Genomic DNA, 22,972 nt, shown 5'->3' on the forward strand with positions numbered 1-22,972 from the left:
ACCAGGAGTTCAGCATGACCACCACCGTCCGCACCACCTCGTCTGGTGCCCTGCAACAGCTCGAGGTTGACGGCCTGAGCCTGCTGCTCTACGCGGCCACCGAGTTGGAGGCAGGGCCCGCCAACCTGTGGCTGAGAACACGAGGAGAGGGCTGCGCGCTGTCGGCCCGTCCGCTCACCGGCCCCGCCAGCGACGGACACAGTTTTCCTGTGGGGAACCTGACCGGCGTCGTGGGAGAGCACGACGGGCTGCAGCATCTGGCTTGGTTCGATGCCGACCACCCTGAGTTGCCCGGCTGGCGCTGGGCTGTCACCAACACCAGCAGCCAGTCGGTGACCATTGACTTGGTCTGCACTTTGGATGTCGCCCTCACGCCGTGGGAGGACCTGAGGCGCAGCGAGTACTACGTCAGCCAGTATCTGGACCTCACCCCCGTCACCCTGGGCGAATCGATGGCGCTGGCCGTGCGGCAGAACATGCCCGGCAAGACCCAGCCTTGGGTGGCCTTGGGAAGCAGTGAGCCGGTCGTGGGTTGGGCCACTGACGCCCTGCAGCTGCTGGACCAGGACCGTGGAGAGGGTTTGGATCTGACACGAGACCTGCCCAGCGCGCGACTTCAACACGAACACACCTTGGCTGCGCTGCAGACCGCACCCATCATGCTGGAGCCGGGCGAGAGACGTGAGGGTGTCTTCTGGCTTGCTCCCGTGGCTGACCATCCAGCCGCAACCGGCGCCGACGATGCCGCCCTGCTGCGCGAGCGGGTTGCGCAGCGTAAGTGGGCTCCCGTCCCGCAGGTGCAGGCGACCACGCCGGTGGTGTCCACCGTGTTCAGCCCGGTGCGGGTGGCGCCGGTGGCCGAGGAATCCACAGCCGCTGTTGGTGCGCTGGAACTTGCCGAACACGACGTCGACGGCCGGCTCCTCTCAGGCTTCACCGGCAACGAGCACGTGGTGACCGCAGCGAAGGAGAAGCGGGTGCTGCGCCCGCACGGCGCCATCATGCACTTCTCACCCGGTCCACAGGCCGACGGGAGTGCCCTGGCCTCCACCGCCTGGATGTCCGGAGTCTTCGCCTCCCAGCTGACGCTTGGGCCGGCGTCGGCGAATGAACGGCTCAGTATCCGTCGCTCCTATCTGGGTCTCACCGAGGCCGCCGGGCTTCGGCTGCTCGTGGCTCAGGAGGGAGGGGACTGGCAGCTGCTCACGACCCCCACCTTGTGGCGGGTCGCTGACCTGAGCGCCGAGTGGCGCTACGAACTGGCCGGTGAACTGGCGGGAAGCACCGTCGACGTGCGGGTCCAACTGCGCAACAACCATGGCCTACAGGTCCGGGTCGGCGTTGATGGCAAGCCACTGAACCTGATGCTGGTCTTGGCCGAGGAACACGACGGACTCGAGGTGCACCCTTCGAGCGGCCACCTGTGCGGCGATGCCTCCCTTTTCGCCGACCAGACCTCCCGTGGTCTGGCCCTGCGGACCGTAACCGTGGAAGCGGCGGAGTGCCTGGACGTCGCCCTGCAGATCCCCGCCGATGATCGTCCGGCGGACGTCGCACACAGCTGGCGCGTGCCGTCGCTGGAGGTTTCGGGGCATCCCGAGGTCAGGGCTCTTCGGCACTTCATGCAGAGTCTGGCCCATGATGCCGCAGTGCACTTCCAGGCACCTCGCGGGCTCGAGCAGTACACCGGTGGCGCTTGGGGCGTTCGTGATGTCTGCCAGGGGCCGGTGGGACTGCTGTTGGCCACCGATGAGGTCCCGGCGCTGCGCCAGACCTTAGTGCAGATCTTTGCAGGGCAGCAGGACGACGGCGGCTGGCCGCAGTGGTTTCACTTTCTGCCGGAGATGGCTGCGCCGGGTCACCGGGAGGCGCATGGTGACGTGGTCTATTGGCCGCTTCTGGCTCTGGCCGAATACCTCGCCGTCACCGGCGATGCCTCGATTCTGGAAGAGCAGACGAGGTTGGTCGGTGACGACGCGATCTTGCCGCCCGAGCCACTGCGACGGCACGTCGAGCGCGCTGTGGACAACATCTGCGCCCATCGCACACGCGACGAAAGGCTGCCCGCCTATGGGCACGGCGACTGGAATGACTCATTGCAACCAGCCCGTCCCGAACTGGCCTTGGAGATGTGTTCCACCTGGACCACCGAGCTGGAGATCCAGTCCCTGGGGCTGCTCGCAGAACAACTCGACGGGATTTGGCCGGATCTGGCCGCACGGCTGGCCGGCATCGTCGAGCAAACCCGGGCGGCCCTCGACGAGGTCCTCTTGGTGGACGACGAATTGGCCGGTTATGCCGTGATCACAGACGCCGTCGAGCACCTGGTGCACCCACGGGACGAGCGGACCGGCCTGCACCATGGGGTGCTCCAGATGATCCATGCCATCAGCGACGAGTTGCTGAGCCGCGAGCAGGCCTTCGGTCACCTACGGTTGATCGAAAAGCACCTGGCCGGACCCACCGGAAGTTACCTCTTCGATACCCCAGTGCAGTACTCCGGTGGCACCATGCAGGTCTTCAAGCGCGCCGAGGCTGCCACGTTCTGGGGCCGGGAGATTGGCCTGATGTACACCCACGCGCACGTGCGCCATGTCGAGGCGCTGACCCATCTGGGCTTGGCGGATCAGGCTTGGGCGGAGCTGCTCAAGGTGGTGCCGATCGGGCTGTCTGAGCGAGTGCCCGGTGCGGCGCCTCGCCAGGCCAACTGCTACTACTCGTCATCCGATGCCTGGTTCACGGATCGCTACGACGCCAGCGACCGCGCCCAGGAACTCTTCGACCCCCGGACATGCTTCGAGGGAGGTTGGCGGGTCTACTCGTCGGGCCCCGGGCTGGTTCTTCGGCTGGTGACGGAGAAGATCCTCGGCGTCCGGCGCAGGGCCGCAGGCCTGGAGATCGATCCGGTGCTGCCCGCGGTGCTCGATGGTTTGCGGGCCACCGTCCATGTCGACGGGCGCGAACTGCGCCTGACCTATCACGTGGCGGGTGACGGCCATGGTGTTACGAAGCTGTGGGTGAACGGTGCTCCAGCTCACGTGGAAGCGCTTGGATCCCGTTACCGGCGGCCGGGCGTACGAATGATCACCCCACTGGATTCCCTAACGGATGGTCCCGTGGATCTGGATGTCTGGGTGGGGCAGGAATGAACGCCTTCATGTGATGGGAGGTCACGACGACCGAGCGGGGACACTGGAAGCTCAGGAGCCGCAGCCAGACCGTGCCTCCGCTGACCAGCTGGGCATCCGGCAGGGCGCGGGTGGTCTCGTGCAGGATCACAGCAGCCTCCATCTCCGCTAGGGCAGCGCCCAGGCAACGATGAATGCCGTAGCCGAAGGCCAGTGACGGGTCCGCTTGGTCGGGCGCCGCATGTCCACCGGACAACTGCACCAGCACCTCCTCGCCAGCCGTGATCGGCCTGCCGGCCAGTTCGCCGTCCCGGGTGGCGATCCGGCGCCAAGTGGGCACCGACGACATCTCGGACAACACCTCGTGCACCAGCGAGGCGGTGGCTTGCTCGCCACGGTCTTCATCGCCGCAGGCTGTCCACCGCTCGCGGTCCGACGCCGCGTGGTGCAGGCAGGTGGCGATCAGCATCCTGGTGGTTTCCTGCCCGGCGATCACCAGGAAGTAGCCCAGCGAGATGATCCGTTCCTCGTCGACGCCTTCGGCAGCCAACCGTCCGAACAGATTTCGGGTGCCAGCGCTGTCCCGGACGGTCTGACGCAACCAAGGGTGGAATTCGGCGGCGGAATGGGCCAGCTGCAGCTGGCGATCGTCGTCCGGCCAACCCCAGAACAGTTCGAGGGAATCAGCACTCCAGCGCGCCAGATCCTCGTGTGGTGGATTGGGAACGCCAGTCAGTTCGGCCGCAATCCGAGCGGGCGCATGTGCTGCCACGGTGCTGGCCAGATCGACGCCTCCCTCCAGCCCTGTTCCCAGCTCGGTGAGTTGCTCGCGAACCAGGCGTTGCACCAGTTCCCGCTGCGCCTTCACCCGGGCCGGGGAGAAGAAGGGCGTCACCACTCGACGCACGTCGCGGTGCTGCGCCCCATTGGCCGAAGCCAGAACCGGGGGCAGTTTGAATCCCGAGCGAACGAGTACCCGCGCCGCCTCCCGGGTGAAGGGGCGCAGGGCCCGCAGGGCATTGTCGGCGGCGAAGAGATCGGGATTGCCCAGGACCTCACGGACGTCGTCGGGATCGGACACCAGCGCAAGCTCACGGTGGTCGCTCGGGCGGCCATCGGCATGGTTGAAGGGGCAGCGCGTGGGTTCGCCCCAGGCCGCCTCCACCACGTCGGCGATCTGGGTCAGCGCCAGCACGAGTCGTTCTGGATTCGTGTCGGCGTGCGCCGTCAGGCGTAGGCGGGCAATCCGGTCCGGCACGCTGGGCGGCCGGAAGCACCCCACCAGGATCCCCCGGTCGCGCAACTCTTGGCTCGCCGCCAGAGCGCTCGCCGAACTGGGCATCCGCAACGAGATCACCGACCCAGCCCCCATTTCGAGGTGACGGGCAGTGCCGGGACGGCCTCGAAGCTGGTCCACGATCAGCGCCCGGTTGCTGGCCAAGCACTCGGGCAGGTTGGTCGTGCGAGCCAATCGGCAGGCCTCCGCGGCGCCGGCGGCGACCGCGGGTGCCAGGGCGGTGTCAAAGATGAAGGCTCGGGCCAGATTCACCATGTGCGCTCGCCACAGGTCGGCATGGTCGCCGCCCAGCAGGATGACTCCGCCCTGCGCGCCCAGCGCCTTGGACAAGGTGGCGGTGACCACGACGGGTGGTGCCTCGGCGTCATGATCGAAAAGGCCGTCGCGCCGGGCCCAGCTGCCCTCGCTGAGAGTGCCGATGGTGTGCGCTTCGTCCACCACCAGTGCCGCCCCAAACTTGCGGCAGAGCGCCGCCACCTCCACCAAGGGAGCCGCATCGCCCAGCACGGAGTAGACCGACTCCACCACGACGGTGGTCCGCCTCCCGCCGTCGTCCTGCAGGAGGTGGCTCAGCTCGGTGAGGTCGTTGTGCCGGAAGGTGAGCGCCTCTGCGTGGGCCAGCCGGGCACCATCGTGCAGGCTGGCGTGCGCCTGCTCATCCAGTAGCAAACGGCTCCTCGGCCCGGCGAGCGCGCCGAGCGCCCCGAGATTGGCGGTATATCCCGAGGAGAAGACCAATGCAGCGCTGGCACCGGTCAGGGCGCACAGTTCACCTTCCAGTTCCGCGTGCGCGGGATGGCTTCCGGTGACGACGCGTGAGGCGCCGGCTCCCAAGGGTCCGCCCTGCAGATGTCGTGCTGCACAGGAGCGGACCTTCGGGTGGTGGCTGAGCCCCAGGTAGTCATTGGAGGCCAGATCGACGGCATCGGGATCCACGGCTTGGGTGAGCCGCTGAATTCCTGTGTGTGCAGCCCTTTCGGAGCGTTGCGTCGCCCACTGGACCCAGCCATTCATGCGCCACCCCGTCGTGTTTGCAGTCTATGGAGTCACGTTAACACCCAAACTTGAACGGTGTTCAAGGAGTGGGTGGGTCGACGGTCTGGATCGCCGCGTCGGTCCGGCGTCGGTCGGTTGCCCCCTGATCCCATTTGGTTTTAGGTTAGGCAAGCCTTATCTAAACCTAGGGGATTTCTTGCTCGGGAACTTTCTGATCGGCCTGCGCGAGGGCCTGGAGGCCTCGCTGGTGGTCAGCATCCTGGTCGCCTACCTGGTCAAGACCAACCGGTGCGCCCTGCTCTCCCGGGTCTGGGCCGGCGTCGCAATCGCCATTGTGGTCTCGCTCGTCTTCGGCGCCGTGCTCACCTTCGGCCCCAAGGGGCTCACCTTCGAGGCTCAGGAGCTGATCGGCGGCAGCCTGTCCATCGTCGCCGTCGGGATGGTCACCTGGATGATCCTGTGGATGGCCACGGCGGGCAGTACCTTGGCGCGCGGGCTGCGCAGCCAGGTGGACGCCGCGGGGGAGTCCTGGTGGGCGCTGCCGCTGGTCGGAACCCTGTCCGTCGGCCGCGAGGGTCTGAAGACCGCCCTGTTCATCTGGGCCGCCACCCGCGCCGCGTCGCGCGACGGCCAGTCCACCATCGAACCGCTGATCGGCGCCCTGCTCGGGCTCGCCGTGGCGGTGGTGATCGGCTGGCTGATCTACCGCGGCACCGTCAAGGTCAACCTCTCCAAGTTCTTTGCCTGGACCGGCGGCTTCCTGGTCATCATCGCCGCCGGCGTCCTGGCCTATGGCATCCATGACCTGCAGGAGGCCCGCTTCCTGCCCGGGCTCAACACCCTGGCCTATGACCTCAGCGGCACCATCCCGCCCGGCAGCATCATCGAAACCCTGCTCAAGGGTGTGTTCAACTTCTCGCCCGCCGCAACCGTGCTGGAGGCCATCGCCTGGTGGGTCTACCTGCTGATCATGTCGCCGCTGTTCATCCAGCGCCTGCGACGCGCGCACACCCCAACCACAGACACCCCCACAACCGAATCGGCGGCGTCGACGCCCCAGACCATTGGAGGCCGTGCATGATCCGCAAGACCACCGCGCTGCTGGCCATCGGCGCCTTCGCCCTGGCCGGCTGCACCGACAACAACGCGGCTGCCCCCAGCGACGAGCGGCACCTCAGCGTGAAGGCCGGTGACAGCTCCTGCGAGGTGGCCTCCGCCAAGGCCCCGTCGGGCACCGTCACCTTCAGCGTCACCAACAACGGCAGTAAGGTCAACGAGTTCTACGTGCTGGGCTCCGACGGTCTGCGGATCGTTGGCGAGGTGGAGAACATCGGCCCCGGCCTGTCGCGTGACCTGGTGCTGAGCATCCCCGCCGGCGACTACTTCACCGCCTGCAAGCCCGGCATGGTCGGCGAGGGCATCCGTGCGCCCTTCGTCGTCACCGATTCCGGCGAGCAGGTGGGCCCCACCGGCGACGACAAGCAGTTCGTCGAGCAGGCCAGCACGGCCTACGCCAGCTATGTGAAGGACCAGACCGACCAACTGCTGACCAAGACCGAGAAGTTCGTGGCCACGGTCAAGGCCGGCAAGGACGACGAGGCCCGCGCCCTCTACCCCGACGCCCGGGTGCACTGGGAGCGGGTCGAGACCGTCGCGGAGAGCTTCGGCGACCTTGATCCCCGGATGGATGCTCGGGAGGCCGATCTGGAGAAGGGCCAGACCTTCACCGGCTGGCACCGGCTGGCACCGGCTGGAGAAGGACCTGTGGCCCGCTCGCGCCCGGGGCTACAAGGCCATGAGTGCCGCGGAGCGCGGCAAGATCGCCGACACCCTGCTGGCCGACACCAAGACGCTGCACCAGCGCACCCGCAAGCTCACCTTCACCGCCGACGACATCAGCAATGGCGCCAAGGGCCTGCTGGACGAGGTGGCCAGCGGCAAGGTGACCGGCGAGGAGGAGTACTGGAGCCGCACCGACCTGTGGGACTTCCAGGCCAACATCGATGGCGCCCGCGTCGCCTGGGAGGGCCTGCGTCCTCTGCTCAAGAAGAAGAATGCCGCCCTGGACGGCCAGATCGAGAAGGAATTCGCCAACCTGCAGAAGCTGTTAGATGCGCAGAAGCAGGGCAACGGCTTTGTCAGCTACGACAAGCTCACCAAGGAGCAGGTCAAGGAACTCTCCGACTCGGTAAACGCCCTGTCCGAACCGCTCAGCAAGATGACCGCGGCGGTGCTGGCGTGAGTGATTCCGGACTGTCCCGTCGCGGCCTGCTGGGCGCGACGGGCGCCGGGGCCGTCGCCGCCGGCGGCCTCTCCGCCGCGGCCATTCTCACCCCCCGCGCACTCGACCGGAGATTCGGTGCCCGTCCAGGAGAATCCCGCCGAGCGTCGCTACCCCTTCCGCGGCGCTCACCAGGCGGGGATCACCACCGCGGCACAGGATCGGATGCACTTCGCGGCCTTCGACCTGGATCCCCGCGCCACCAGGGAAGACCTGATCGCGCTGCTGACCGACTGGACCAATGCCGCCGAGCGGATGGCCGAGGGGCTGGGTGCCGGCAGCCTCGGCCCGCTCTCCGGCCCCTACGATGCGCTGCCGGACGACACCGGTGAGGTGATCGGCCTGCCGCCGGCCGGGCTGACCATCACCTTCGGCTTCGGCCCGACCCTCTTCAGGGCTGCCGACGGCGGCGGTAAGGACCGCTTCGGGCTGGCGTCGCGACGGCCAGCGGCGCTGACCCGGCTGCCGCACTTCCCCGGCGACGACCTGCGCCCGCAGCTCAGCGACGGCGACCTGTGCGTCCAGGCCTGCTCCGACGATCCGCAGGTGGCGGTGCACGCGGTGCGCAATCTCACCCGGATCGCGATGGGCCGGGCTCGGTTGCGCTGGTCCCAGCTGGGTTTCGGGCGCACGTCGTCCACCAGTGACGCGGAGAGCACCCCGCGCAACCTGTTCGGCTTCAAGGACGGGACGATGGGGCTGCGCGCGGAGGAGACCGGGGCGATCGACCAGCACGTCTGGGTGCCCACCGGTGCCGACGCGAAGGCGCCGTGGCTGGAGGGCGGCAGCTACCTGGTGGCCCGCAAGATCGCGATGCGGATCGAGACCTGGGACCGCGCCAGCCTGTGGGAACAGGAGGACATCGTCGGGCGAACCAAGGCCGAGGGTGCTCCCCTGAGCGGCGGCACCGAGTTCAGCCAGCCGGACTTCTCGCTCAAGGGACGCGAGGGCAATCCGCTGGTCTCGCTGCAGAGCCACGTCGGGGTCGCCCACCCCACCCAGAACAAGGGGGTGCGGCTGCTGCGTCGCGGTTACAACTATGTCGACGGCAATGACGAGTTCGGCCGGCTGGCGGCGGGGCTCTTCTTCATCGCCTTCGTCACCGATCCGCGCACCCACTACATCCCGATGCAGACCAAGATGTCCAAGTCCGACCTGATGCAGGAATACCTGCAGCACGTCGGCTCCGGGCTCTTCGCGGTGCCCCCAGGCGCCGGGGACGGCGAGTACGTGGGGCAGCGGTTGTTGGAATCCTAGGCCGGCGATGTCCGCAGGGCGCGGTCCACCGTACGATCCTGTCATCGCGTGCCATTCCTCGGCAGTGAAGGACGGAGGCGAGGGCATGATCACCGACGAGCTGAGGGCCAAGGATGGATTCACGGCCGTAGAGCGGGTCGTGGCCGGGACACTGCTGGAGCACCAGGAGGGAATCCGTGCGCTCTCGGCGCGAGCAATCGCGAAAGAGGCGCACACCGCTCCCTCCTCCGTGGTCCGCTTCTGTCAACGTCTGGGGTTCGTTGGCTATCCAGAGTTTCGGGAGGCATGGCTCGATGAACTGCGTTATCTGCGCAGCGCCTTCACTGACATCGACGTGAACCATCCCTTCTCACCGGGCGATGACACCCATACGGTGGCGGGGGGCGTCTCTGCCGTGTATGTGGAGACGATCCACGACACCATGGGACTGCTGGAGGGCGCGGAGCTGCGCCGGGTGGCCAAGGCCATCGATGATGCGGAGCATGTGGTCGTCTTCTCCTCGGGAGTGCAAGCGGCGCTGGCCACCACTTTCATGGACAAGATGCTCCGTCTTGGTCGGGTTGTCACGGTGCAGTCACAAGGCGACCAGGCGTATTACCAAGCGCGTGCGATGAGGAAAGGGGATGTGCTGTTCGTCATCTCCTATTCGGGCGAGACTGTCCAGGGTCTACGTTGCGCTGCCGCTGCACGCAGGCAAGGAGCGCACGTAGTCGCCATCACTTCATTCGGCCACAATCGACTGATCGAGCTGGCCACTGCGGTGCTGAGGGTCTCAACCCGTGAACGGCTGGTGGAGAAGGTGGGCGATTACGCCATGAATGTCTCCACGCTCCTTCTGCTGGACCTGGTGTACTCCGAGGTCTTTCAGCTGGCCCATGAAGATAACCTGCGTCGGCGTACCGTCTTGGGGCACGACTATGAAAGACGCAGGTACTCTTCCAATCCCATCCTTCAGGATCAGCTGGATGACGTGAGGGCCTCCAGCCCGGGCCGCTGAGCGGTCGAGGGTGGAAACACTGTTGCACGTTGCGGTGCTTCCAGTTTGAACTCTCCCGGAACGTTGTTCGGGAAGCTGTCCGCCTGCTTCACACCAGTTGGTGACTGGTCAAGGATCGATCCATATCCCATCGGATCAAGGAGGACAGCATGGGGAACAAGGACCTTGCGGCCAGCATCGTCGAGAAGGTCGGTGGGCCGTCGAATGTGGTCTCGGTGGGTCACTGCGCCACTCGGTTGAGATTCCAGCTGGCCGACGCGACCCTCGCAGACACCACCGCGCTGCTTGCGGTCAAGGGCGTCGTCGACGTCGTGGAAAAGGGCGGCCAGTACCAGATCGTGATCGGGCCCGGTGTCCAGGCCCTCCATCGGGAGGTCTCCGACGCGGTCGGAGCCGGTGCCCCCTCCGGCGATCAGGTGGAAGATCCCGAACAGGGCATCGTCGGGCGCGTGCTCGGGATCATTGCCGGGGCCTTCTTCCCCATCGTCCCGGCCATCGTGGGCGGCGGCATGCTGAAAGCGGTTGCCGCCATCCTGCTGGCGACCATGGTGCTGACGCCGCAGTCGCCAACCTACGTCTTCCTCAACTTCATGGGCGACGCTGCCTTCTACTTCCTCCCGGTCCTCTTGGGAGTGTCGGCGGCCCAGAAGTTCAAGGTGAACCCCTATGTGGCGGGGGCACTAGGGGCGATGCTGATCCACCCGGCCTTCTCCCAGATGGTCACGGCAGCCAGGACAGGCGGACCAACAATCGAGGTGTTCGGACTTCCCGTTCAGCCCGTCAACTACGCCTCATCCGTGATTCCCATCTTCTTGATGGTCTGGCTGCAGAGCTACGTGGAACCCTTGGCCAACAAGATCATGCCGAAAGCCGTGCACATGGTGAGCACACCGTTGCTCACATCTTTCGTCGTTGGTCTGGTGGGTTTTCTTGGCCTGGCGCCGCTGGGCAACTGGATCGGCATGGCCCTGGGCTCGGGAGTCACCTCCCTCAGTCAGACAGCCCCTTGGCTGGTGCCCGGATTGATGGGCGCCTTCACACCACTGCTGGTCATGACCGGAATGCACTACGGCATCATTCCCGTCGGCATCAATCTGCTTGCCACGACGGGAAAGGACCCGGTGGTTGGCCCCGGCATGCTCGTCTCCAATGTTGCCCAAGGTGGGGCTGCCCTGGCAGTTGCCCTTCGCGCCAAGAATGTCAATACCAAGTCCTTGGCCGGATCCTCGGGCTTCACGGCCGTGCTCGGGATCACCGAGCCGGCACTCTATGGCGTCAACCTCCGCTTCAAGCGCCCGCTGATCGCAGCCATGATTGGTGGAGGGATTGGCGGTTTGTTGATCGGTTTCATGGGAGTCGGGCGCTTTGCCCAGGTGGCTCCCGGGCTGCTGGCACTTCCCAGCTACATCGATCCCAAGAATCCCGCCAACCTGTCCGTGCTCATCTGGGCGGTGGTGGGGGTGGCCGTGGCTTTCGCCTCCGCCTTTGCCATCACCCTGGTCTGGGGAATCGACGAGTCCGCGGACGCTGCCAAGGCTTCCGTCCCGGGCCCTGCGGAAGACAGTTCGGCCTTGCCAGCTGTTGCTGGTCCCATGGATACGGAGATCCAGTCGCCCTTGGCAGGCGAGGTGCTGCCATTGGAGAGCGTCAAGGACGCTGTCTTTGCGCGGGGGGCCCTAGGCCCGGGGGTCGCGGTTGTCCCCTCCGAGGGGCGTCTCGTAGCACCCGCGGACGGGGCTGTGACCGTCATGTTCCCCACCGGGCACGCGGTGGGTCTCGCCACCGACGCCGGGGCCGAACTGCTCATGCATGTGGGGTTGGACACAGTGCAACTCCAGGGGGAGCACTTCACCACGCATGTCGCCAAGGGAGATCGCGTCACCCGGGGAGACCTGCTGGTGGAGTTCGACGTCGAGGCTATTGCTGCAGCGGGATATGACCTGACCACTCCCGTCGTTATCACCAACAGCAAGAGCTTCGGTGCGGTCCGGCCGGTCGCCAATGGCCGCGTCCGCGTGGGCGACACCATTCTCACCCTGACCGTCTGAAATCGCGGAACCAGAGGATTAATCAACCATGACATTTCCCAGCGACTTCCTGTGGGGCGGCGCCACCGCCGCCAATCAGTTCGAAGGTGCCTACGATGCGGATGGCAAGGGGTTGTCCACCGCCGACGTGATGGATCTTGGGCCACGCGGCGTCCGAAAGCGCCAGATCACCAAGGGCGTCGAGCCAGGCCGCTTCTACCCTTCGCATACTGCATCGGACCACTACCACCGCTACGTGGAGGACATCGACTTGATGGCCGAGATGGGCTTCACGGTCTATCGCCTGTCCATCGCCTGGACCCGGATCTTCCCCAATGGGGACGACGAGAAGCCCAATGAGGCGGGTCTGGCCTTCTACGATCGCATCTTTGACGAGCTGGAGAAGCACGGCATCGAGCCACTCGTAACCCTGTCCCACTTCGAAACGCCGCTGGGGCTGCAGAAGTACGGCTCATGGGAGGGGCAGGAGGTGGTGGACCATTACGTCCGCTACGCAACCACCGTGCTGGAGCGGTACAAGGGGCGGGTGTGCCGCTGGTTGACCTTCAACGAGATCAATTGCATGTCCACCCAGCCTTGGGTTTCCGCGGGAATCGATTCCGACGACGAGGGGGTGCGCATGCGGGCCGTCTACCATCAGTTCCTGGCCTCGGCGCTGGTGGTGCAGCGTGCGCACGAGATCGACCCGGAAAACAAGGTCGGGATGATGTACTGCGGCCATTTTGCCTACCCGGCATCGCCCGACCCCTCGGACATGATTGGCACGATGCGGTTCATGCAGCAGATGCTGTTCTACGCCGACGTGATGTGCCATGGCTACTACCCGCCGCAGAAGTTGAAGGAATTGGAGCGTCTGGGAATTCAGCTCCCTGTGCAGGAGGGAGATCTGGAGACCCTCAGGCGGGGGACGGTTGACTTCCTCACCTACAGCTACTACATGACTCACGTCACGGGTCAGAAGACCCAGGGCATCTTCAAGGGGCTCAATGGCATTGAGACCGGGTATCGCAACGAACATGTGGAACGCTCGGAATGGGGTTGGGGAATCGATCCCCAGGGGCTGCGCTACTCATTGAATCTCATGTGGGACCGCTATCAGCTACCGATGATGATCGTCGAGAATGGCCTCGGTGCGCTCGATGTGGTTGACCCGGACGGCAGCATCCACGATCCCTATCGGATCGACTACCTGAAATCTCACTTGCGTGAACTGCACAAGGCGATTGAGCTCGATGGACTGCCAGTGATCGGATACACAGCATGGGGTCCGATTGACCTGGTGGCGGCCTCCACCGGGGAGATGTCGAAGCGCTACGGCTTCGTGCACGTCGACGTGGACGACCATGGCCGGGGGAGTTTCAACCGGCGTCGCAAAGACTCCTTCTACTGGTATCAGCAGGTGATCGCCACCAATGGGGCTTCGCTGGAGGAAGATGATGAGAAAGCCTGAGGATCGGGTTCGGGTGGTCGTGATCGATTCCCAATACTGCGCCATGGGGCGGTGGATCTCGGTGATCGTCGGTCAACAGGCGGGGATGCACCTGATCGAGGGACCAGAGCTGTGTGCCCTGTCCGGGCAGGGCTGGCTGACCCCCGAAGTGCTCGCAGAAGTCGACGCCACCGCGGCTGACTCGAGCCCCGAAGAACTGCGCGGTGACGGGCTATTCCTGCGGGTCAGCGCCGCCGTGTCCGACGCGGTCCGGGTGGCTGCCACGGAGGGTGACTGCCTGATCCATGAGCGTGCTGGCGCCCACCTCTTAGCGGAACGCGATGATGTCTTCTCGACGATGGTGCGCTGCAGCGATCCGAGTGCCCGGATCCCACGCGCGCGCCTCGATCCGCACTTTCCGGAGTTGCTCGAAGCCAGCGAGCAGGCCGTACGGGAAAGAATTTCCCGGGAGGACCGCAGCCGGGCGAATTACCACGACGCGATCTCGTCGACGCCGTGGGGAGGTGTAGACGGCTATGACCTGGTGTTGGATTCCGGGAGGATTTCCCGGGAGAAGTCTGCTGAGATTCTGACGGCGGCCATCAGCCCCACGGGGATCGACGAGGTGCAGGCCCAAGAACTGGTTTCACGGTATGTCGGGGTAGGGGCGCGGTGAATCATCGATTCCCAAGCTCTGTGTATTTGGTTGGAGAGGAACCCGATGCCCGCTTCACCCTCGCCAATGAACGGACCTTTCTGGCTTGGATCACCTTTGGGCTCGGCATGATCTCGCTCGGGGTGGCGCTTGAATCCTTCGCGCTGGCGCTTGAACCACACTGTCGGATTGCAGCCTCAGTCCTTCTGATTGTCGTGGGGGCGTTCATTCCGGTCCAGGCGTGGGCGGGATGGAAGCGGGTCGAGAGGGCTCTTCGTTTGGGGATGCCACTTCCGTCCATGGTGCACGGTTTGGTAATCGCGGGGTGTGTGGTCATGGCGGGTGTCCTGGTGGGCATTGGTGTGGTTCTGCAGTGACCAGACCTGCCCGAGGATTCACGGTGCCGTGGGACCGGGGTCTACAGCCTGAGCGCACGGCACTCGCCTGGGACAGGTGCGCTCTGTCGTTGTTGGCGTGCTCCCTTGTCATCTTGGGCGTCGATAAGCGACCAGTGGATCCGACTCAAGCAGGGCCGACCGCCGGTGTGGTGCTCTACGGCTTGTGGCTGATCGCTCGAGGGCGACGGCGCTATCAGGACACGAGTCTGGCGCTGATCGATCAGCGCCAGACTCGACTGCCTGATGGTTCGCGGATCTTCGTCACGTCGGTCGCGGCGGCCATCCTTGGTCTCGTGGCGATCGCCACATGATGTGGTGCTTGGCTCAGCGGTGCTGCTGGGCCATCCACTGCCAGATGTGCTGGCCCTTGGCATTGGCCGGGTCATTGCGGGCAACGTAGACCCAAGAGAAGTGGCCAGGGAAAGTGTGTCCATTCCAAGCCACATCGGGGTAGCTCGTCAGCGTCGAGTTGCCCAGCACCTGGTGGGTGTACAGGCCATTGGGCTTGTACGGCAGGGTCTGGTCGTTGGTCGCCTGAACGATCCAGGTCGGTGTCTTGCGCATCTTGCGGATGTCCGCATCGCTGACCATCACCTTGTCCTGGTAGACCCGGGCCGGGCAGATGGTGACGTTGGCGGCGAACAGCTTGGGGTAGTCCGCCACCATCCGCATGGTCATGTAGCCGCCGTTCGAGGGGCCCGCCACGTAGATCCGGCGACGATCCACGTCGTACTGCTCGGCCAGCTCGTCGATCATGGCCTTCACTCGGGGTGCGTAGCCCATGGTCGGGTTGTCCAGCCAGCGAGTGTCCGCCTGCGGAGCCGCCACGTAGGCGCCCTTGAAGACCTTCTGCGCCTTGGCGGTGCTGAGGGCTAGGGCGCCCCGGTTGGCGATCAGCGGGAGGTCATTGTTGTAGGCCTTGGCCCAGCCACCTTCGCCACCGCCATGCAACCAGACAATGAGTGGGCGGGGGTTCTTGGGTCGGGCCTGGTGCGGGGTGAACAGGCGATACTTGAGGCCGTCATCCGTCGCTCCGTGGGAGAACGCGTCCACTTCCTTGTCCACCAACTTGCCCTGCTTGATCTGGCTGAGCTTCAGTTGGCGGCCGTTGCGTAGCTTGATTGGCAAGCGCTGGGTGATCGAGTAGTTGAGGTCCAGCATGATGTTGCGGCTCTGCTCCTGGGACCAGCCGAAGGTGAAGGCCGCCGGGGCGTCCTCGCCGCGGACCATCTTGATCACGATGTCCCCGTCGCGATCCAGCGAGACGCTCGTGATGGTCCGGTCACGGTCGTAGGTTCCCATTACCTGGCTCGGGGACAGCGATGCATACGGGTTCCGGCCGGTTGCGTGCACCCGAAATGTGTTCACTCCGAGGCTGCGGGGGTTGATCCGGTAGCGGGTGGTCTCCAGCGTGACCGAGACCACCTGTTGACCGCCGTCGATCACCTGTGCATCCAGGGTGAACTCGGTGCTGGCGGCGGCCTGCGCTGGGGTTGTCAGGGCAGGGGTCAGGGCCAGGGCGGACACCATGGCCAGACTCAAACTGCGCAACTTCTTCATTGAAGCTCCAAGGGGTGCCAGCCGTCATGTTGACGGCACTGGTTGTTGTGGTGACACCGACCGTAGGTCGGCTCTGACCGATCGGTCAACAGGATGTGGATAATCTCGCTTCTTCAGACATGCAAGGAAAAGCGCCTCGCTGGAGTGGGGCATTTGATCAACTGCCGACATCGGGATGTGGGTGTGATGGCCGGGGGTGTCGGTCTGCTCATAGGCTGATGGCATGACCCAGATCGCGAGCACCACCTGCGCCGCTGACGGCACCATCACCACCTTCACGCTCGACGGCGAGACCCTCGCGCCGCTGGCCACCAGCCAGATCGGCAAGGGGGTCTCCGCCATGGCCATCGACGCCAGTGAGCGCCGCGCCCATGTCTCGCTGAAGGAGCCCACTGGGGTGGCCACGCTGAGCCTTGACCCGGCCAGTGGCGAATGGGCCCAGACCGCGCAGCGGCCCCTGGAAACCCACCCCAGCTACCTGCGGGTCACCGCCGACGGGCGCTACCTGCTGGGTGCCGACTACGGCGCGGGCGCCGGCATGGTCTGGCCGCTCACCGACGGCGTCCTGGGCGAGCCCACCGCCGCGATCGAGCACCAGCGGCTGCACAGCGTGCTGGAGATTGACGGCTACTGCTACTTCGTCAGCTTGGGTGAGGATCTGGTTGCCTGCTACCGGCTCACCGACGACGGCCGGCTGGATCCCCTGTCAACCCCGACGGTTGCCGCCCCCGCGGGCAGCGGCCCGCGGCACGTGATCGCCTCCGGGAATGGCCGCAATCTCTACGTGGTCACGGAATTCACCGGGGAGGTGTTGCGCTACGCCCGCGATCCGCACACCGGCGTCCTGGCGCTGCAGCAACGCGTCGTCGCGCATGCCACCGACCGCGGGCTCAAGCCCAGCGTGATCGACGAGGACCCGATCCAGAACCACTATGTCTGGGGTGCCGACCTGCACCTGGCTGGCCCGGAAGGACGCTGGCTGGTGGTCAGCGAACGCACCGAATCGACCCTGGCCGTGCTGCCGGTGGCCGACAACGGCACCCTGGCCGAGCCGGTCTGCCTGATCGAGGCAGAGCAGCAGCCCCGCGGCTTCTGCGTCACCCCGGACGGGAACCACGTGCTCTGCCCCGGCGAGAAGTCGGATCAGGTGAGTCTGTTCCGGCTGGAGGATGACGGTCAGCTGGTGCGCGTCGCCCAGGCGCCCAACGGGAAGGGCGCCAACTGGGCGAGGGTGGTCAGCGACTGAGCCTCAGAAGCTCTCGGCAAACGGATCGGCGTCGTCCTCGACGGTCGCGACCGGCGGGGCGTCGTGCGCGCGTCGCGACGCCAGCCGGTGCGGCACTCGATCGCGCTTGAAGGTGACGCTGTTGTAGCCGTGCGGCTTCGGCTCGCCGTCGTCGCCCAGGGAGACCATCACGATCTTGTCGATCTTGATGATCACCTCGCCGGTGAAGACATTGCGCACGACGGCCTTCAGCGTGAGGCTGGTGCGGCCCCAGTTCACGACGGCCAGGCCCATCTCGATGATGTCGCCCTGGCGCGCGGAGGAGACGAAGTTGATCTCGCTCATGTACTTCGTGACGGTGCGCTCGTTGCCCAGCTGGATGATCGCGTAGATCGCGGCCTCTTCGTCGATCCAGCGCAGCAGGCTGCCGCCGAACAGGCTCTGGTTGGCGTTGAGGTCTTCGGGCTTGACCCACTTGCGGGAATGGAAGTTCATCGGGTTCGGCACAGCACAGATGTTAGCCCCCTCGGTGGCTGGCAGTGAATTCTTCGACAGAAGTCGATCTTTTCAAAAGGTTTTGCATTCTCATGCCGGCCGACTTGGGTATGGGATGAAAATCTTGTTGAACTGGGGGCGGGATGGCAGGCGTGACGGCACCGCCATTTGGTAACGTCCCCGGGTCACCCGCGTGACAACCCATCACTTCGAGAAGGACATCCCATGGGCGAAAGCCAGACCCAGACGCCGCCCGGCGGGGCGCAGGACCACCAGCTGCATCGCGGTCTGCGCGCCCGGCACCTGAACATGATCGCGATCGGCGGCGCCATCGGTACCGGCCTGTTCGTCGCCTCCGGCCAGACCATCAACGCCGCCGGCCCGGGCGGCGCCCTGCTGGCCTATGCCGCGATCGGTTTCATGGTCTACCTGCTGATGCAGTCGCTGGGCGAAATGTCCACCTGGCTGCCGGTGGCGGGCTCCTTCGAGGCCTACGGCACCCGCTATGTGAGCCCTTCCTTCGGCTTCGCCACCGGCTGGAACTACTGGTTCAACTGGGCCATCACGGTTGCCGCGGAGCTGGTGGCGGCCTCGCTGGTGATGAAGTACTGGCTGCCCGACGTCCCGGCCTGGATCTGGTCGGCCATCTTCTTGAGCATCCTCTTCCTGCTGAATGCCGCCAGCGTCGGCACCTTCGGCGAGAGCGAGTTCTGGTTCGCGTCCATCAAGGTGGTCACCGTGATCGTCTTCCTGGTCATCGGCCTGGCGATGATCCTGGGCATCATGGGCGGCCAGACCCCCGGCTTCAGCAACTGGAGCAGGGGCGAGGCCCCCTTCGTCGGCGGCTGGCAGGGCATGCTGGGCATCTTCATGATCGCCGGCTTCTCCTTCCAGGGAACGGAGATGATCGGCGTCGCCGCCGGGGAGGCCGAGCACCCCGAAAAGTCCATCCCGCGCGCCATCAAGGCCGTCTTCTACCGGATCATGCTCTTCTACATTGGCGCGATCGCCGTGGTCGGCTTCCTGATCAGCTACACCGACGAGCGGCTGCTCAGCGCCGACATCGACAACATTGCCGTCAGCCCCTTCACCCTGATCTTCGAGCGGGCCGGCATCGCCGGGGCGGCATCGCTGATGAACGCGGTGATCCTCACCTCCATCCTGTCCGCGGGCAATTCCGGCATGTACGTCTCCACCCGGATGCTCTACGGCATGGCCCGCTCCGGCAAGGCCCCCAAGCTCTTCGGCCGCACCACCCGACGTGGTGTGCCGCTGGCAGCGCTACTGGCCACCACCGTGATCGGCGCCTTCTGCTTCATCGCCAGCCTGATCGGCGACGGCGGCGCCTACCTGTGGCTGGTCAACGCCTCCGGCCTGGCCGGGTTCATCACCTGGATGGGCGTGGCCTGGTGCCACTACCGATTCCGTCGCGCCTTCGTCGCCCAGGGCCGTTCGCTCGACGAGTTGCCCTTCCGCGCACGCTGGTTCCCGCTCGGGCCGCTGGTGGCGCTGTCGATGTGTGCCATCGTCGTCGCCGGCCAGAACTACCAGGCCTTCCTGGGCGACGTCGACGTCAAGGGGCTGTTCGCCTCCTACCTGGGTCTGCCGATCTTCCTGGCTCTGTGGGCGGGGCACAAGCTGGTCACCAAGGCCCCGACGGTGGATCTTGCGACGGCCGATCTTTCGCGCACCGACACCGCGGACGACGTCGCCTACGACCTGATCCCCTGACCTTGCAAACCCGATGCCCCAGCCCCGGCACCCGCCCGGAGCTGGGGCATCCTTGCGCCCGCGATAGGTGAGATACACGACATTTCACGAAACTACCTTCCGGTCAGAACCCTGTGCTGGCAGCATTCCAAGGGTCAGCACCTCCCTCACCCCCGCCATGGAGGCCCGGGTCCCGAGGTGCCGACGTACCCCCACTTGCCGGTCACCCAATGATGAGTGACCCTTGCGAAAGGCAGCACCGTGAGTAGAACCCGTCGCAGGTCAGCCCTGCCCCTTGCCGCCGCGCTGTGCGGTACGAGCCTCGGACTGGGCATCGCCCCGGCCCAGGCCGCCAACCCGTCGCCCGACCCAACTCCCCTCGAGCAGGCCCACGCTGCCCTCTCCCGTGAGGCCGCCACCCAGGGCATGGTCCTGCTCGAGAACCGCAACCGTGCCCTTCCCATCCCCCGGAAGGGCAATGTGGCCGTCTTCGGTGTCGGCTCCTACAAGACCGTCCAGGGCGGCACCGGATCCGGTCAGGTGAACAATCGCTACCTGGTTAACGTCCGCAAGGGTCTGGAGGAGGCCGGATACCGGATCACCACCAGCGACGCCTACTACCAGGCGCTGGTCAAGGCCTATGACGAGAAGTACCCGCCGAAACCCGGCGTGATCTTCGCCCCGGCGATCGACTATGCCTCGGTGGAGCAGCCGCTGACCGACCAGACCGCCAAGCCCATCAAGAAGACCGACACCGCGCTCTACGTGGTGGCCCGAAATTCCGGCGAGGGTGCCGATCGCAGCAGCGGCGCCGGCGACTACCTGCTGACCGACACCGAGAAGGCCAATCTGGCCGTGCTCGGCAAGCACTACAAGAAGGTCGTCGTGGTGCTCAACACCGGCGGCATCATGGACACGAGCTTCTTCTCCCAGGTCAACGCCCGGGCCACGGATCCCAGCGGCGGCACCGCGCTGGACTCCCTGCTCCTGATGAGCCAGGCCGGTCAGGAATCCGGCCGTGCGCTGGCCGACGTACTGAACGGCACGGTCAGCCCGTCGGGCAAGCTCACCGACACCTGGGCCAGCGCCTACAAGTACTACCCCGCCTCCCAGTCCTTCGCCAAGAATGATGGTGACCCGCTGCACGAGCAGTACTCGGAAGGCATCTACGTCGGCTACCGCTACTTCGATTCCTTCTACCGCACGCTCAACGGCCACAAGCCCGCCAGCGTCGTCAACTACCCCTTTGGCTACGGTCTCGGCTACACCACCTTTGCCCTGCGCACCAAGCAGGTGAAGGCTGACATGAACACCGTGCGGGTGCGGGTACAGGTCACGAACACCGGCCGCGCGAGCGGACGCGAGGTCGTGCAAGTCTACTTCTCCGCGCCCACCAAGGGCCTGGACAAGCCCTACCAGGAGCTTGCCGGTTCCGCGAAGACCGACGTCCTCAAGCCCGGGCAGTCCCAGACGGTCACCGTCAGCTTCCGGACCACCGAGATGTCCAGCTACGACGAGGATGCCCAGGCCTACGTCATGGACGCTGGAAACTACCTGGTCCGTGTGGGAAACAGTTCCCGCAGCACCCACGTCGAGGCGAAACTGGCCCTCCCGCGCCGCGTCGTCACCGAACGGCTGCACAGTGAACTCACAGACGACGCGATGCCGGACGAGACGTTGACCGCCAGCCCGCAGGACTTCTACTCCTACCGCGGGGAGGCCCGTGAGGTCGCCAAGGCCCGCAAGGTGGCGCTGAATCCTCGGAACTTCCGGGCCGCCGACTCCGCATCGCCGTATGAGCAGGACCTTGCCGTGAACGAGGCCTCGCCCTACTACGAGGTTGACCGCACCCTCATCTCGCGGGTCCCGGTCTATCTGGCCAAGGGCCAGAAGGACTGGGAGGGTACCGGAAAGGCCTACCAGTCCAAGACCGGTGAACAGGCCCGCACCGTCGCCACCAATGCCGATGCGACGCTCTACGACGTGCGCTCCGGCAAGATCACCATGGAACAGTTCGTCGCCGGCCTGTCGCTGGAGCAACTGGCCAACATCGTCGAGGGCACGGACCGCAAGGGAAGCACCCTGACCGCTGCCGGCGCCGCCGGCTACACGACGCCGCTCTACGAGTCCAAGGGCATCCCCGGGATGGTACTCGCCGACGGACCTGCCGGCCTGCGCTTGATCCAGAAGCTGCCCACCAGCCCGGTGAGCTACCAGTACACGACGGCCTGGCCCGTCGGCACCCTGCTGGCCCAGAGCTGGGACCCGGCCCTGTTGAAGAAGGTCGGCGTCGCCATCGGTGCGGAGATGAACGAGTTCGGCGTGAGCATGTGGCTTGCTCCCGGAATGAACATCCACCGCGACCCGCTCAACGGCCGCAACTTCGAGTACTACTCGGAGGATCCGCTGGTCAGCGGGCAGGTGGCCACCCAGATGACCCTGGGTGTCCAGGCCAATCCCGGCGTGGGCGTGACGCTGAAGCACTTCGCGGCCAACAACCAGGAGACCAACCGCACCACCAGCGACTCGGTGGTGGGGGAACGAGCCCTGCGCGAGGTCTACCTCAAGGGCTTCGAGCTGGCCGTCAAGCAGTCCCAGCCCATGGCCGTGATGAGCTCCTACAACAAGGTCAACGGCACCTACACGGTGGCGAACTACGACCTGCTGACCGACGTGCTGCGCGGCGAGTGGGACTTCCAGGGCATGGTGATGAGCGACTGGACCTCGGCCAACTACCTCCCCAGCCCAACCCCCATCATGTACGGCGGCAATGACCTCATCGAACCCGGGAACGGTGCCGACGCGGTGATCGGTGCGGTGAAGCAACTGGCCCCCGTCATCGACGTCGCCGGCCTGCCGCAGTGGGATCGCAACACCATGAAGAAGTACGGGTTCACCTCCACCAGTGTGAGGACCGGATCCTGGCAGTTGAACGCAACGGGGACGGAGACGATCAGGACCGTCGTGAACGCGGACAGCATCGCCAAGCAGCCTGTCTCGACCATCACGGTCACCGACGAGGTCAACAACATCACCACGCAGCCGCGAGCCAAGTACACCTCCGTGGACGAGGCATACAAGGAGACGGTGCAGATCCTGGGTGCGACCGGTTTCGGGGGGATGACGGCCGCGCAGAAGGCGGGCGTCAGCATTGCCGACGTGCAGCGCCAGACCCCCGGCGACGACAGCTCGCCCGTGGTCTCCTACACCGTGGTGCTGAAGGGCAACTACCCGGCCAAGGGCTACGCGCTGCGGCTGGGTGACCTGCAGCGCAGCGCCATGCGGGTGCTGGATGCGGCCATGCAGACCTCGCAGTTCGCGCAGCTGGCGCAGCTGCAGGGCGTCAAGGGGATGGACGCCGGCTCCTACAGCGGCCAGTTCGACCTGCCGCGCATCATCTGGAGCAGCAAGTCAGGTGTGACCGGCCGACGCTGATCCACCCACCCTGGTGGTGGCCGCGGAACTCCGGGGTCTGGGGGAGTACCGCGCCACGGCG

16 protein-coding genes and 1 pseudogene are annotated in these 22,972 nt (G+C 65.7%); 14 read left to right on the forward strand and 3 right to left on the reverse strand.

Annotation, left to right across the window (positions count from 1 at the left end; genetic code table 11):
• Nucleotides 1-14: 14 nt before the first annotated feature.
• On the forward strand, nt 15-3,149 hold the full coding sequence (locus AAEX57_RS11780; protein ID WP_342092324.1) for a hypothetical protein: 3,135 nt from the start codon (nt 15-17) through the stop codon (nt 3,147-3,149).
• Here AAEX57_RS11780 and AAEX57_RS11785 read toward each other — a convergent pair.
• Entirely contained in the window at nt 3,085-5,361 is a 2,277-nt protein-coding gene (locus AAEX57_RS11785) for an aminotransferase class I/II-fold pyridoxal phosphate-dependent enzyme (RefSeq protein WP_342092325.1), read from the reverse strand. The genes AAEX57_RS11780 and AAEX57_RS11785 overlap by 65 nt on opposite strands.
• 256 nt (nt 5,362-5,617) lie before the next feature.
• Between AAEX57_RS11785 and efeU the strand changes: the two genes are divergently transcribed.
• The 10 genes and pseudogenes from efeU (at nt 5,618) to AAEX57_RS11835 (ending at nt 14,797) form a co-directional block, all read left to right on the forward strand.
• A complete protein-coding gene (efeU, locus tag AAEX57_RS11790) occupies nt 5,618-6,502 on the forward strand; it encodes an iron uptake transporter permease EfeU (protein WP_342092326.1) in 885 nt (294 codons plus the stop codon).
• Nucleotides 6,499-7,107 (forward strand): annotated as a pseudogene (locus AAEX57_RS11795) (imelysin family protein); the annotation flags it as partial. The gene efeU and the pseudogene AAEX57_RS11795, both read left to right, overlap by 4 nt.
• Before the next feature lies 1 nt (nt 7,108).
• Nucleotides 7,109-7,663 carry an EfeM/EfeO family lipoprotein gene (locus tag AAEX57_RS11800; RefSeq protein WP_342092327.1) on the forward strand — a complete coding sequence of 185 codons (555 nt, stop codon included), beginning with the start codon at nt 7,109-7,111 and terminating at the stop codon, nt 7,661-7,663.
• A 117-nt stretch (nt 7,664-7,780) separates the two neighbouring features.
• Complete coding sequence (gene efeB / locus AAEX57_RS11805) at nt 7,781-8,959, forward strand: iron uptake transporter deferrochelatase/peroxidase subunit (protein ID WP_342092328.1); 1,179 nt, start codon at nt 7,781-7,783, stop codon at nt 8,957-8,959.
• An 85-nt stretch (nt 8,960-9,044) separates the two neighbouring features.
• Nucleotides 9,045-9,956 (forward strand): MurR/RpiR family transcriptional regulator, encoded by a 912-nt coding sequence (locus AAEX57_RS11810; RefSeq protein WP_342092329.1) that lies wholly within the window; start codon nt 9,045-9,047, stop codon nt 9,954-9,956.
• A gap of 149 nt (nt 9,957-10,105) precedes the next feature.
• Nucleotides 10,106-12,004, forward strand: a complete 1,899-nt coding sequence (locus tag AAEX57_RS11815; protein WP_342092330.1) for a beta-glucoside-specific PTS transporter subunit IIABC — start codon at nt 10,106-10,108, stop codon at nt 12,002-12,004.
• Between the two features lie 28 nt (nt 12,005-12,032).
• On the forward strand, nt 12,033-13,454 hold the full coding sequence (locus tag AAEX57_RS11820) for a glycoside hydrolase family 1 protein (protein WP_342092331.1): 1,422 nt from the start codon (nt 12,033-12,035) through the stop codon (nt 13,452-13,454).
• A 13-nt stretch (nt 13,455-13,467) separates the two neighbouring features.
• Nucleotides 13,468-14,109 carry a cytidylate kinase-like family protein gene (locus AAEX57_RS11825; protein WP_342092332.1) on the forward strand — a complete coding sequence of 214 codons (642 nt, stop codon included), beginning with the start codon at nt 13,468-13,470 and terminating at the stop codon, nt 14,107-14,109.
• Nucleotides 14,106-14,465: a YidH family protein gene (locus AAEX57_RS11830; protein ID WP_342092333.1), complete on the forward strand. Its 360-nt coding sequence runs from the start codon at nt 14,106-14,108 to the stop codon at nt 14,463-14,465. The genes AAEX57_RS11825 and AAEX57_RS11830 overlap by 4 nt, the downstream gene beginning before the upstream one ends.
• A gap of 23 nt (nt 14,466-14,488) precedes the next feature.
• Nucleotides 14,489-14,797 (forward strand): DUF202 domain-containing protein, encoded by a 309-nt coding sequence (locus AAEX57_RS11835; RefSeq protein ID WP_342092334.1) that lies wholly within the window; start codon nt 14,489-14,491, stop codon nt 14,795-14,797.
• 13 nt (nt 14,798-14,810) lie between these two features.
• Here AAEX57_RS11835 and AAEX57_RS11840 read toward each other — a convergent pair whose 3' ends face one another.
• Nucleotides 14,811-16,046: a carboxylesterase family protein gene (locus tag AAEX57_RS11840; RefSeq protein ID WP_342092335.1), complete on the reverse strand. Its 1,236-nt coding sequence runs from the start codon at nt 16,044-16,046 to the stop codon at nt 14,811-14,813.
• Between the two features lie 223 nt (nt 16,047-16,269).
• Between AAEX57_RS11840 and AAEX57_RS11845 the strand changes: the two genes are divergently transcribed.
• Nucleotides 16,270-17,292, forward strand: a complete 1,023-nt coding sequence (locus tag AAEX57_RS11845) for a lactonase family protein (protein ID WP_342092336.1) — start codon at nt 16,270-16,272, stop codon at nt 17,290-17,292.
• A gap of 3 nt (nt 17,293-17,295) precedes the next feature.
• On the opposite strand, the gene AAEX57_RS11850 is transcribed toward AAEX57_RS11845, so the two are convergent.
• Nucleotides 17,296-17,778: an acyl-CoA thioesterase gene (locus AAEX57_RS11850; RefSeq protein ID WP_342092337.1), complete on the reverse strand. Its 483-nt coding sequence runs from the start codon at nt 17,776-17,778 to the stop codon at nt 17,296-17,298.
• 213 nt (nt 17,779-17,991) lie between these two features.
• Here AAEX57_RS11850 and AAEX57_RS11855 point away from each other — a divergent pair, with 213 nt between their 5' ends.
• Together AAEX57_RS11855 and AAEX57_RS11860 are read left to right on the forward strand one after the other, a co-directional pair.
• Nucleotides 17,992-19,497, forward strand: coding sequence for an amino acid permease (locus AAEX57_RS11855; protein ID WP_342092338.1), 1,506 nt, complete (start codon nt 17,992-17,994; stop codon nt 19,495-19,497).
• Between the two features lie 240 nt (nt 19,498-19,737).
• Nucleotides 19,738-22,911: a glycoside hydrolase family 3 protein gene (locus AAEX57_RS11860; RefSeq protein WP_342092339.1), complete on the forward strand. Its 3,174-nt coding sequence runs from the start codon at nt 19,738-19,740 to the stop codon at nt 22,909-22,911.
• The last annotated feature ends 61 nt before the right edge of the window (nt 22,912-22,972 follow it).

It is taken from the genome of Luteococcus sp. H91, assembly GCF_038433135.1.
Lineage (GTDB): Bacteria > Actinomycetota > Actinomycetes > Propionibacteriales > Propionibacteriaceae > Luteococcus.